Origin of the sequence: Mesocricetibacter intestinalis (assembly GCF_004363295.1) — a bacterium.
Lineage (GTDB): Bacteria > Pseudomonadota > Gammaproteobacteria > Enterobacterales > Pasteurellaceae > Mesocricetibacter > Mesocricetibacter intestinalis.
Map to the genome: position 1 here is coordinate 359,402 of NZ_SNYQ01000002.1, position 11,956 is coordinate 371,357.

Sequence of the window (11,956 nt, forward strand, 5' to 3'; positions counted from 1 at the left end):
ATTATTGGAGTGAGAATTATGTGTTTAGGTGTTCCGGGACAAATTGTAAAAATCGGCGATAATGCCTTACAGCTGGCCTCTGTCGATGTATGCGGGGTTCAGCGCGAAGTTAATATTTCCCTGATTTGCGATGATGATCCCCAGGCTTTACTCGGTAAATGGGTTCTGGTTCACGTTGGTTTTGCCATGAGTATTATTGACGAAGATGAAGCGAAACAAACTCAGGAAGCCTTGCTCGCCATGAGCCAGCTGGAGCATGAAGTGGGCGATTTTCTCGGTTTGAATCAAAAATAAGCCCGCCCCAATACTAAAAACTGCGAATCCGTCAAAGGGCTTGTGAAGTTACCCTGTCATGAAATTTCCTTTCCCTTTGGACGGATAATTTTGATTTTTCAACGATTTTCCATAAAAAAACACCTGAATTTCCACCGCACTTTGCTGCTACGCGTTCTCTATCCGCTCGAATTGTGAACTTAATCACGGTTTTAATTCGCCAAATCCGCTAGAATAAATCCCCCTTTTCAGAAATATAAGGAAATACAGATGACTTCGGCAGAACTTTTCGGTGAAGGCGTTAATCTGATGCTAGCGGGGATGGGATTTGTATTGGTCTTTTTGCTTATTTTAATTGGCGCAATCAGGCTGATGTCAAAGCTGGTCAACACATATTTTCCCGAGCCTCAGCTCTCGCCAAAAACACTCTCAAATTCCACCGCACTTTCCGTAAGCGCCGCACCCGGCGAAGATTTTGAGCGTTTACGCCCGGTGATTGCTGCGGCGATCGCCCATCATCGCCGTACCCAGCAGTTCAAGTAAATATAAAGTTCAAGTAGATAATAAGGATGTTACTATGACGAAAAAAATTAAAATTACCGAATTGGTTCTTCGCGACGCTCACCAATCTCTTTTTGCCACTCGTTTACGCCTTGATGATATGTTGCCCATTGCCAGTCAACTGGATGAAATCGGTTATTGGTCGTTGGAAGCTTGGGGCGGTGCAACCTTCGACAGCTGTATCCGTTTTCTGGGAGAAGACCCCTGGGTACGTTTGCGCGAATTAAAAAAAGCCTGTCCGAAAACCCCCTTGCAAATGTTGCTGCGCGGGCAAAATCTACTCGGCTACCGCCATTATGCCGATGATGTGGTAGAACGCTTCATTGAACGCTGTGTTGCAAACGGAATGAATATATTTCGCGTGTTTGATGCCCTTAACGATCCCCGTAATATGAAAACGGCATTGCAGGCGGTTCGTAAGCTCGGCGCACATGCGCAAGGTACCCTGAGCTATACCACCAGCCCCGTCCACAGTATGCAAACCTGGTTGGAGATAACGGAACAATTACTTGAAATCGGCATCGACAGCCTGGTAATTAAGGATATGTCGGGAATTTTAAATCCTATGGCGGCGGCAGAACTGGTAGCTGCCATTAAACAACGCTTCGACATAGAATTGCATTTACATTGCCATTCGACCACGGGTATGGCGGAAATGTCGCTGTTGAAAGCCGTTGAAGCAGGTGCCGAGGGCATAGATACGGCGATTTCCTCCATGTCCGGCACCTACGGCCACCCGGCGACGGAATCCATGGTGGCCACCCTACAGAATACGCAATACGACAGCAGTATTGCAATTCCCCCTTTGGAAAAAATCGCCGCTTATTTTCGTCAGATCCGCAAAAAATATGCGAAATTTGAAGGACAGCTGCGCGGTGTAGACAGCCGTATTCTGGTGGCGCAGGTACCGGGCGGTATGCTGACCAACTTGGAAAATCAGTTAAAGCAACAAAATGCCGCCGATAAGTTAGATCTTGTGCTGGAAGAAATCCCGCGCGTGCGCAAAGATTTAGGCTATATTCCGCTGGTTACCCCGACCTCGCAAATCGTCGGTACCCAATCCTTGATTAACGTATTAACCGGCGAACGTTACCAAAGCATCGCCAAAGAAACCGCCGCCATTTTAAAGGGCGAATATGGCAAAACACCGGCTCCGGTAGATAGCGCATTACAAGCCCGCGTATTGGAGGGCGGTACGCCGATAAAGGCGCGTCCTGCCGATTATATTGCGCCGGAAATGGCAAAAATTGAAGCGGAAGTAGCGGAACAAGCAAAAGCCCAAGAGATAGCCTTAGCGCAGAATCCGGTGGACGACGTATTAATCGTTGCGCTTTTCCCGCAAATAGCTTGGAAATTCTTGGCAAACCGTAACAACCCTAGCGCCTTTGAACCTGTGCCTCAGGAAAATGAAACCGCCTCGGAACATAAAGCGCTTTCCCACGGCCTTCCGCCGCCTGCGCCGGCGGCGGTTTATACGCTGGAAGTGGAAGGCAAAACCTTTGTTGTAAAGGTCAGCGAGGGCGGTGATATCAGCCGCTTAGAGGCTCCGGCGGCAACAGAGGGAACGCCGCCCTCCGTTCCGCCGACAACCGACGTCGTACCGGTACTAGCCCCCATGACGGGGAATATCTGGAAGCTGATGGTTACGGAAGGCCAACAGGTGAGCGCCGGCGAAGTACTGTTTATTCTGGAAGCCATGAAAATGGAAACCGAAGTGAAAGCCCCGCAAGCAGGTAAAGTATGCAATATTGCGGTAAAAGCCGGGGACAGTGTAGCGATGGGCGATAGGCTCATGAGCTTAGGCTGAGGAGGCACCTATGGAAAGTATTATTGCATTAATTCAGGGTATGGGACTGTTCCACCTACAATGGGGGCAAGCGGTGATGCTGCTGATCTGCCTGCTGTTGCTATGGCTTGCCATTGCACGTAAATTCGAGCCTTTGCTGCTGTTACCTATCGGATTCGGCGGCCTGCTGTCAAATATTCCCGAAGCCGGGTTGGCGATGACCGCTCTGGAAAACCTGTTGCATCTCGGCTCCTCCGAACAAATCGCCGCTATTGCCGCACAACTGGGCGTAACGCCAGATATGCAAACAATCAAAACCGCTCTGGCCTCAGCCGCGCCATCAATACTGAGTCAGTTGGAATCAACGGCGCATGATCTGGGATATAATGCGGGTATTCTGGCGCTATTTTATCAAGTGGCCATTGGTTACGGTATTGCGCCTCTGGTGATTTTTATGGGAGTCGGGGCAATGACGGACTTCGGCCCCCTATTGGCCAATCCGAAAACCCTATTACTCGGTGCTGCGGCACAATTCGGTATCTTCGCAACGGTACTGGGCGCTCTCAGCCTAAATTATTTCGGTATCATTCAATTCAGTCTGCCGCAGGCGGCATCCATAGGTATTATCGGCGGTGCGGACGGCCCTACGGCAATTTATCTTACCGGCAAACTGGCACCGGAACTACTCGGAGCCATTGCCGTGGCGGCCTATTCCTATATGGCGCTGGTTCCGCTGATTCAGCCGCCGATTATGAAAGCTCTTACTACGGCGGAAGAACGCAGAATCCGCATGACTCAAATGCGCCATGTAACTAAACGCGAAAAAATATTGTTCCCGCTGGTTTTACTGCTTCTGGTAGGGCTGTTACTGCCGGATGCGGCTCCCCTGCTCGGTATGTTCTGCTTCGGTAATCTGATGCGTGTCAGCGGCGTTGTGGAACGATTGAGCGATACGACTCAAAATGCTCTGATTAATATTGTAACCCTTGTGCTCGGTTTATCCGTAGGCTCCAAGCTGATTGCCGATAAATTCCTGCAGCCGCAAACCCTGGGGATTTTAATTTTGGGGGTTATTGCTTTTGCAATAGGCACTGCCACCGGACTATTAATGGCGAAATTAATGAATAGGTTCAGCAAAAATAAAATTAACCCCCTTATCGGTTCCGCCGGTGTTTCCGCCGTTCCGATGGCGGCTCGGGTTTCCAATAAGATCGGGCTGGAGGCCGATAATCAGAACTTTCTGCTGATGCACGCTATGGGGCCGAATGTGGCGGGGGTCATCGGTTCCGCAATCGCCGCCGGGGTAATGTTGAAATATGTAAGTGCGATGTTATAGCGGAATAAACCTAAAATTAGCTTCCGCCGCTTTTATTTATCTCTAGGCTAAGTTTAAGGGGGTAGCTAAAAAAACTTTGGTTTTTTTCTACCGCACTTTTCTCCGCCTGAGTTGCAATCAAGGGACAAAACTTAACGGCACAGGCTTTCTCTTGTCTGTGCCGTTAAAGCCTAATCCGTAACAAACATGATCTTTCCGAATCATTCTCCCCTGTTATTGCCGAACAGATAAGATTTTGGCTTAAAATACCTGAATTTCAACGGACTTCCGATTTATTAGCCGACTTTTAATTTGCGTATTTCTCTGCGCCTCTCCGCATGAGTTTTTTCTTCCGAAGAAAAACTTTTGAATAAATAATTTTAATCGGTAAAAAATTCTATATTTTTCTGTACTAGTATGATAGTGTATTCAACATTATAAAAACCGATGAGGAAATCATATGTCAGACACGCTTTTAAACCCCTATTTCGGCGAATTCGGCGGTATGTACGTTCCGGAAATTCTCGTTCCCGTACTAAAACAGCTGGAACAGGCTTTTGTCGATGCCCAATCCGATCCCGAATTTCAAGCCGAATTTCAAGATCTGCTAAAAAATTATGCCGGTCGCCCTACCGCACTCACCCTGTGCCGTAATCTGACCAAAGGCAGCAAAACCAAATTATATTTAAAACGGGAAGATCTGCTACACGGCGGCGCCCATAAAACCAATCAGGTGCTGGGACAGATTCTATTGGCCAAACGTATGGGAAAAACCCGTATTATCGCCGAAACCGGCGCCGGTCAGCACGGCGTTGCAACCGCCCTCGCCAGTGCAATGTTGGGGATGAAGTGCCGGATTTATATGGGCGCCAAAGACGTGGAACGTCAATCGCCGAACGTATTTAGAATGCGCTTGATGGGCGCCGAAGTTATTCCCGTACAAAAAGGCTCCTGTTCGCTGAAAGACGCTTGCTGCGAAGCTATGCGCGACTGGGCGGCAAATTATGAAAATACCCATTATCTGATCGGTACCGCCGCAGGCCCTCACCCCTTCCCAACCATGGTAAGGGAATTTCAGAAAATGATCGGAGAAGAAACCAAAACTCAGCTGCGCGAAAAAGAAGGACGCCTGCCCGATGCGGTTATCGCCTGCGTCGGCGGCGGTTCCAATGCGATAGGTATGTTCGCCGATTTTATCGCTGAACCCGAAGTTCGCCTAATCGGCATTGAACCGGCTGGCAAAGGTATTGAAAGCGGTGAACACGGCGCTCCGCTAGGCCACGGCAAACCGGGAATTTATTTCGGAATGAAATCTCCGATAATGCAAAGCGAAGACGGACAAATCGAAGAATCCTACAGTATTTCGGCGGGCTTGGATTTTCCTTCCGTCGGCCCTCAGCATGCTTATCTAAATGCCATAGGTCGCGCCGAATATCCGAGTATTACCGATGATGAGGCACTGGACGCCTTTCAGGCCTTGGCGCAGCACGAGGGCATTATCCCCGCGCTGGAAAGCTCTCATGCCCTGGCTTACGCACTAAAAATGATTAAACAAAACCCGGATAAAGAACAATTATTGGTTGTTAATCTTTCCGGCCGCGGTGATAAAGATATTTTTACCGTTGATAAAATTTTAACCGAAAGAGGGAAAATCTGATGGCACGTTTTGCGAATCTATTCGAGCAATTAAACCGAAAAAAACAAGGCGCCTTCGTTCCTTTCGTAACCCTTGGCGATCCCGGTTTTGAACAGTCCCTGGATATTATCCGAACCCTAGTGGAAAACGGCGCCGACGCTCTGGAATTGGGCTTTCCCTTTTCCGATCCTCTGTTGGACGGCCCGGTAATTCAAGCCGCCAATAACAGAGCCTTAGCGGCGGGTAACAGTACGGAACAGAGCTTCCGTTTAATTGCCGCTATTCGGGAGGAATATCCTGAAATTCCGATCAGCCTGTTGCTTTGCGCCAATTTGATCTATGCGCAAACCCTAGAGGGTTTTTATCGCCGTTGCGCCGAAACCGGTGTTGATGCAGTACTGGTTGCGGATATTCCCTTACTGGCTGCGGAGCCTTATATTCAGGCCGCACATCGACACGGAATCCAGCCGGTATTTATTTGTCCGCCCAATGCGGATCGCACAACAATAAAAAATGTAGCGGCACATAGCGAGGGTTATACCTATTTGGTTTCTCGCGCTGGTGTAACCAGTGCGGAAAATCAAACCCATGCGGCTAACTTGGACAGCCTGGCCGCACAGTTAAAAGCGGAAGGCAGCGCACCTATTCTGCAAGGTTTCGGTATCGCCGAACCGCAACAGGTTACAGCAGCGTTGCAACTTGGCGTAGACGGTGCCATTTCCGGTTCCGCCACGGTACAAATTATCGAACGTAACCTGCATGATCATGCCCAATGTCTGAAAGAACTGGCCGACTTCGTACAAACAATGAAAGCGGCCACCTTTGCACAATAGCCCTATCCAGCATTAAACCGCCCTTTTACGGGCGGTTATTTTTTCTATCTTCGACATACTTCCAATATTCGGCTCAAAAGTGCGGCCAAGTTAAATCAAATTTTTCAAATGTCGCACAAATCAGTATAATGAGGCCTAAACAACGATCGGACAGAAGAAAATTATGAAAGTTATTTCTTTTAATATCAACGGGCTAAGAGCCAGACCTCATCAGCTCCATCAGCTTATCGAGCAATACCAACCGGATATTCTGGGCCTGCAGGAAATTAAAGTGGCGGACGAAATGTTTCCCTACGAACTGGTCGAAAATTTGGGTTACCATGTTTATCATCACGGGCAGAAGGGGCATTACGGCGTTGCGCTAATGAGCAAACAGGCGCCGAAAGCCGTGCGCAAAGGTTTTCCCGAAGATGACGAAAATGCCCAGAAACGGATTATTATGGCTGATTTCGACACTGAATTCGGCCAGTTAACCGTTATCAACGGATACTTCCCTCAGGGAGAAAGTCGTCAGCATGAAACCAAATTTCCGGCAAAAGAGAAATTTTATGCGGATCTTAGCCGCTATCTGAACGAACGGCATAATCCGGACAATCCGGTCATTATTATGGGCGATATGAATATCAGCCCTACCGATGCGGATATAGGTATCGGCGAGGAAAGCCGAAAACGCTGGTTAAGAACGGGGAAATGCTCCTTTTTACCGGAAGAGCGCCTATGGATGCAACAGCTGTACGACTACGGACTGGAAGATACCTTCCGCAAGCTTAATCCTGATGTCAAAGATAAGTTTTCCTGGTTTGATTATCGTTCTAAAGGCTTTGATGATAACCGGGGACTGCGCATCGATCATATTCTTGCCGATCATCGTTTGGCCGCCCGTTGTGTGGAAACCGGTATCGCACTGGATATCCGCGCCATGGATAAGCCGTCCGATCACGCCCCGGTTTGGGCGATGTTTAAAGCCTAAGCATAGGGAACCGCTATGGAGCAAAAGCAAAACTGGCATACTTATCGTTCGTCTATAAACGGGAAAAACGCCGTCGTATCCGTTAATATGGCGTTATTCGAGCAATTTCCGACCGAATCCCATTCTTTTGTGATGCAGTTCTCGGTTCCCTATGCCGCCGATAAGGAGGGGTTGCCTCTGCCCGAAGCTTATCCCGCTTTGCAAAATGCAATCTTCAAAGCCTTAACTCAGTTATGCGCCTTGCCGGAAACCCTATATGCCGGCCATATTATTTGTGATAAAAGAGCCATTCTATATTTTTATACGGAAGAAATTATGACCTTCGGGCAAATATTGTTGCAATCCGGTTATCACAGTGATCTGGACGTTCAGGAAGATCCCAACTGGGATCTCTACTTTGATTTTTTGCTCCCCTCCTCGCTGGAAACTAAGATCAATGCCACGGAAGACGTATTAAAACTACTGGAGCAGGACGGCCGGGATTTAAGCGATATTTATACGCTGGAGCATAGTTTTTACTTTCCCACCAAAGAATCCCTGTTTGATTTTATCGAGCATACGGATTTGGAACGTTTGGCATTCAATACCCTGAGATATACCGATGAACGGGTACAAATAGATGAGGAACGGGAAGTCTATATTGCCAAGCTGGAACATGAAACCTCGTTGGATAAACAGGATCTGTTCGGTTTAATAGAGAATCTGGAACAACTTGCCGCTCGCTATTCCGGACAATACGCCGGTTGGACTTGTGAAGATTTCATCCCGGCCAAAAATTCACTGATGAATTAAATCCGGCATTTTAATTCATTGTAAGATAAAGGATAAAATTAATAGCGAAGCCGCCGACAACCAGCCATAGCGCAACCAGCCCCCCCAATAAGAAAGGTTTAGTGCCGGCCTGTTTCACCGCATCAAAGCTCGTGCTTAATCCCAAACCGGACATCGCCACCGATAGCAACAGGTTATCCGCTTCCACCAACCAACGAACTATTTCCGCAGGCAATAGCCCCGAGGAATTGAAAATAGCCGTTGCAATAAAGGCCAATGCAAAGTAGGGAGGCGCTATTTTCTCTCGTCCCCTGTCATTTTTGTTCCAATACCAAGCGAGTATAAACAGGAAAGGCGCCAGCATCATTACCCTCAGCATTTTTGCAATGACCGCAGTATCCGCCACCTCAGGGCCGATATTACCACCCGCAGCATACACCTGGGCCACCTCATGTATCGTAGAACCTATATAAATACCGAATTGATGCGGGGAAAGATAAGACACCAAATAAGGATAAAGCAACGGATAAAGAAACATAGCCATAGTACCGAAAATCACAATCAGGGCTACGGCGACGGAAATTTTATGAGAAGGCGCTTTCAGCACGGGGGCGGCGGCCATAATCGCCGCAGCTCCGCATATACTACAACCGACGGCGGTCAGATAAACGACTTGTTTGTCGATTTTAAGAAATTTAATCCCGAGACGGAGGGTAATCAGAAAGGTGAAGAGCAAAACAAGAAAATCCGCAAACAATGCGCTTATTCCCACTTGCCCGATATCTTGTAGACTGATACGAAAACCGTATAAAATAATACCGAGGCGTAGCAATGTCCCTTTAGCAAACAAAATCCCGGGCTGCAAATAACCGGAGACTCTGTTATAAAAAAGATTACCGCACAAAATGCCCAGTATAATGGCTAGACTCAGCGCACTGATATGAATCTGAACGAACCAGGACGTTTGTGCGAGAAACCCGGCACTTCCTGTGATCGCTAAAGCTAACGCTAGCCCCGGTATTAATCCTTTTATATACTCCATAAGGGTATTGAATATTGACTGACGGCCTCAAAAATACATCAATTTGCTTTATAAGTAAAATTGATTATATTGATATTACTCATCTACTTTTTAGATAAGAAAATATGAAAATAACCCTGAAACAACTCTCAGTTTTTACTACGGTTTACCGCACCGGTTCGGCAACATTAGCGGCGGAACAACTGGCGCTATCCCAATCGGCCGTCAGTAGCGCATTGCAGGAATTGGAGCGTCTGCTGGATACCCAGCTATTCGAACGTAACGGTAAGAAACTTATTGCTACCGAGGCGGCTCATAAGCTGTACCCTCAGGCAATTTCCGTGCTTTCTCAAGTCGCCGATATCGAAAATGAATTCAGGGAAAATAAAACCTGTTTGTATATTGGCGCCAGCAGTACCATAGGTAACTATCTGCTACCGCCGTTAATTTCCGATTTTATGCGAGCATATCCGAATATTGAAATTATATTGCATGTCTATAATACGAAGGAAATCTGCTTAGGGTTAAAAAATTTCGACTATGATCTCGGTTTTATCGAAGGAATGAATAAATTTGATGAGTTGATTGCCCACCACTGGCGCCAAGACGAATTAACCCTATTCTCCGCAGCTCAAAGCCGTTTTTTACCAAACTGCAGCGATGAAATAGAGTTATCCGACCTGGCGCGAATCCCGCTGGTTTTACGTGAAAAAGGCTCCGGGACTCGGGAAACCATTGAACAGCTGATTCTAAGCCGCCTGAATGATTATCGGGTACTGCAGCTCAGTCATTCGGAAGCTATTAAACAGGCGGTCAGCTATGATTTCGGTATCGGCTGCCTGTCCACTTCCGTTTTAGAAGATCCGGTTAAACTGGGCAAAATCCGCTGTTTTGGAATCAAAGGGCTGAAATTGCAGCGCAGCCTATGGTTGATCAGACACCGTAATAAACATATATCGCCGGCACTACAGAAATTTATTGATTTTTGCTACCGCACTTCCGCCCCCGAACAATAATACAAAAGCAATGAGTAGGGCTAAAATATTTCCCTTTAGCCTTGCTTATTCCACCGGCGCAAGAATTTCTTCGACTTTTTCCGGCGGACGGCATAAACGCGTACCTAAAGGCGTAACCACAATGGGGCGATTGATTAAAATAGGATATTGCAGCATAAAGTCTATCAGCTGCTCATCGCTGAAGCTATTCTGTGCCAATCCCAGTTTTTCATAGGGTTCGACATTATTGCGCATCAATTCCCGTACGCTAATTCCCATATCCCGAATCATGTCGCTGAGCTGTTCCCTGCTCGGCGGCGTTTCCAGATAATACACCACCTTGGGTTCTAATCCGCGACTACGCAGGATTTCCAGGGTTTTGCGCGAACTTCCGCAAGCTGGATTATGATAAATAGTAATTTCAGTCATGATAAAACTCCTTTAGCCTATGGGATGAAAACATCACGGTTATATGTAGAATAGCGCCTCGGAAAGTATAGAGGAAGAACATCGTTCCGCCAACAGGAAAGGGGGGACTTTTAACCGGGTTTTCCGTTCCAATAAAAAACTCCCCCGGCAAAAACAGGGGGAGAATGCTAATTTTACTTCTCGGAATAACCCTTGCTTTACAGGATATTCTCGAAGCTTTCCATAACGGATTTCGGCCATACGCTGGATTGCACTTCGCCGATATGTTTTTTCTGTAGCAGTAACATAACCAGACGGGACTGCCCGATACCGCCGCCGATAGAAAGCGGCAGGCGACCATTGATTAAGTCCTGATGCCAATCGAATTTCAGTCGATCTTCGTCATGAGTAATGGCAAGTTGTTTGCGCAACGCCGCTTCATCTACGCGGATCCCCATAGAAGAAAGTTCGAAGGCGCGTTCCAGCACAGGGTTCCAGACTAGAATATCTCCGTTCAGCCCTTTATAATCCCCTTCCGAAACCGTGGTCCAGTCATCATAATCCGGCGCACGGATATCATGCGGTTTACCGTCCGGTAATACGCCGCCGATACCAATTAAAAATACCGCACCGTATTTTTTACAAATGGCGTTTTCACGCTCCTTATCATTCATACCAGGATATTCGGCAGCTAAATCTTCACTATGAATAAATGTGATTTGTTCCGGCAGGAAAGGAGTTAAACCGAATTTTTTGCTGACCGCTTGTTCGGTTTCCAGCATCGCCGCATAAATTGCGCGTACCGTCTGTTTTAAATAAGCGAGGTTACGCTGACCCTGCGGAATAACCTTTTCCCAGTCCCATTGATCCACATAAACGGAATGGGTCTGATCCAAACTGTCTTCATCGGGACGCAGCGCTTTCATATGGACGAACAGCCCTTCTCCCTCACCGAATCCGAAACGGGCAAGAGTGTGCCGTTTCCATTTAGCCAGCGAATGTACTACTTCGAATACCGCTTCGGGAATCTGTTTTACATTTACCTGTACCGCTTTTTCTTTACCTGAAAGATTATCCTGAATACCGTTACCCACCTGACTTAAAATCGGTCCCTGAACCTCAACCAAACCTAAATGTTCGGCTAATTTCTGGGTGAATGTGTTTTTAGCAAAACTAATTTCTTGTTGTTGTAAAATAAATGACTTTTTCATTCCCTTACCTTTTGCATGATTTGTAGTTAGCAATAAATAAATTCGTTAAGGATTATTTAACACAACGCTCAATAAATCAATATATTTTTAACAATAAAGCCAATCAATAATAAAATATTTAATAAAATATTATATTTTTTAAATTATTTTCATTTTTAATTAAACTATGGGCATTA

General features: G+C 46.9%; 12 protein-coding genes. 9 read left to right on the forward strand and 3 right to left on the reverse strand.

The features are described from left to right. Positions 1-18 precede the first annotated feature (18 nt). The 8 genes from hybG (at position 19) to EDC45_RS04425 (ending at position 8,166) form a co-directional block, all read left to right on the forward strand. Entirely contained in the window at positions 19-294 is a 276-nt protein-coding gene (gene hybG / locus EDC45_RS04390) for a hydrogenase maturation factor HybG (protein WP_133543835.1), read from the forward strand. Positions 295-543: 249 nt separating this feature from the next. Beyond that, complete coding sequence (locus tag EDC45_RS04395) at positions 544-816, forward strand: oxaloacetate decarboxylase subunit gamma (protein ID WP_133543837.1); 273 nt, start codon at positions 544-546, stop codon at positions 814-816. Between the two features lie 34 nt (positions 817-850). Further along, complete coding sequence (oadA, locus tag EDC45_RS04400; protein WP_133543839.1) at positions 851-2,641, forward strand: sodium-extruding oxaloacetate decarboxylase subunit alpha; 1,791 nt, start codon at positions 851-853, stop codon at positions 2,639-2,641. Positions 2,642-2,651: 10 nt separating this feature from the next. Continuing rightward, positions 2,652-3,956, forward strand: a complete 1,305-nt coding sequence (locus tag EDC45_RS04405; RefSeq protein WP_133543841.1) for a sodium ion-translocating decarboxylase subunit beta — start codon at positions 2,652-2,654, stop codon at positions 3,954-3,956. 439 nt (positions 3,957-4,395) lie between these two features. Continuing rightward, on the forward strand, positions 4,396-5,592 hold the full coding sequence (gene trpB, locus EDC45_RS04410) for a tryptophan synthase subunit beta (protein WP_133543843.1): 1,197 nt from the start codon (positions 4,396-4,398) through the stop codon (positions 5,590-5,592). After that, positions 5,592-6,404 carry a tryptophan synthase subunit alpha gene (gene trpA, locus EDC45_RS04415; RefSeq protein WP_133543845.1) on the forward strand — a complete coding sequence of 271 codons (813 nt, stop codon included), beginning with the start codon at positions 5,592-5,594 and terminating at the stop codon, positions 6,402-6,404. Before trpB ends, trpA begins: the two co-directional genes overlap by 1 nt. Positions 6,405-6,567: 163 nt before the next feature. Continuing rightward, positions 6,568-7,374 (forward strand): exodeoxyribonuclease III, encoded by an 807-nt coding sequence (gene xthA, locus EDC45_RS04420; protein ID WP_133543847.1) that lies wholly within the window; start codon positions 6,568-6,570, stop codon positions 7,372-7,374. A 15-nt stretch (positions 7,375-7,389) separates the two neighbouring features. Continuing rightward, positions 7,390-8,166: a TIGR01619 family protein gene (locus EDC45_RS04425; protein WP_133543849.1), complete on the forward strand. Its 777-nt coding sequence runs from the start codon at positions 7,390-7,392 to the stop codon at positions 8,164-8,166. Positions 8,167-8,176: 10 nt separating this feature from the next. On the opposite strand, the gene EDC45_RS04430 is transcribed toward EDC45_RS04425, so the two are convergent. Further along, entirely contained in the window at positions 8,177-9,187 is a 1,011-nt protein-coding gene (locus EDC45_RS04430; RefSeq protein WP_133543851.1) for a YeiH family protein, read from the reverse strand. A gap of 104 nt (positions 9,188-9,291) precedes the next feature. On the opposite strand from EDC45_RS04430, the gene EDC45_RS04435 reads away from it, so the two are divergent. Beyond that, positions 9,292-10,182: a LysR family transcriptional regulator gene (locus tag EDC45_RS04435; RefSeq protein ID WP_133543853.1), complete on the forward strand. Its 891-nt coding sequence runs from the start codon at positions 9,292-9,294 to the stop codon at positions 10,180-10,182. A gap of 45 nt (positions 10,183-10,227) precedes the next feature. Here EDC45_RS04435 and arsC read toward each other — a convergent pair whose 3' ends face one another. Next, on the reverse strand, positions 10,228-10,590 hold the full coding sequence (arsC, locus tag EDC45_RS04440; RefSeq protein ID WP_133543855.1) for an arsenate reductase (glutaredoxin): 363 nt from the start codon (positions 10,588-10,590) through the stop codon (positions 10,228-10,230). 197 nt (positions 10,591-10,787) lie between these two features. Further along, the gene (gene asnA / locus EDC45_RS04445; protein ID WP_133543857.1) at positions 10,788-11,780 is read right to left on the reverse strand and encodes an aspartate--ammonia ligase; all 993 of its coding nucleotides are present in this window, start codon (positions 11,778-11,780) and stop codon (positions 10,788-10,790) included. Between the last annotated feature and the right edge of the window lie 176 nt (positions 11,781-11,956).

Coding starts and splice junctions, on each gene's coding strand:
- hybG (WP_133543835.1), top strand. CDS start 19: ATGTGTTTAGGTGTTCCGGGACAAATTGTAAAAATCGGCGATAATGCC.
- EDC45_RS04395 (WP_133543837.1), top strand. CDS start 544: ATGACTTCGGCAGAACTTTTCGGTGAAGGCGTTAATCTGATGCTAGCG.
- oadA (WP_133543839.1), top strand. CDS start 851: ATGACGAAAAAAATTAAAATTACCGAATTGGTTCTTCGCGACGCTCAC.
- EDC45_RS04405 (WP_133543841.1), top strand. CDS start 2,652: ATGGAAAGTATTATTGCATTAATTCAGGGTATGGGACTGTTCCACCTA.
- trpB (WP_133543843.1), top strand. CDS start 4,396: ATGTCAGACACGCTTTTAAACCCCTATTTCGGCGAATTCGGCGGTATG.
- trpA (WP_133543845.1), top strand. CDS start 5,592: ATGGCACGTTTTGCGAATCTATTCGAGCAATTAAACCGAAAAAAACAA.
- xthA (WP_133543847.1), top strand. CDS start 6,568: ATGAAAGTTATTTCTTTTAATATCAACGGGCTAAGAGCCAGACCTCAT.
- EDC45_RS04425 (WP_133543849.1), top strand. CDS start 7,390: ATGGAGCAAAAGCAAAACTGGCATACTTATCGTTCGTCTATAAACGGG.
- EDC45_RS04430 (WP_133543851.1), bottom strand. CDS start 9,187: ATGGAGTATATAAAAGGATTAATACCGGGGCTAGCGTTAGCTTTAGCG.
- EDC45_RS04435 (WP_133543853.1), top strand. CDS start 9,292: ATGAAAATAACCCTGAAACAACTCTCAGTTTTTACTACGGTTTACCGC.
- arsC (WP_133543855.1), bottom strand. CDS start 10,590: ATGACTGAAATTACTATTTATCATAATCCAGCTTGCGGAAGTTCGCGC.
- asnA (WP_133543857.1), bottom strand. CDS start 11,780: ATGAAAAAGTCATTTATTTTACAACAACAAGAAATTAGTTTTGCTAAA.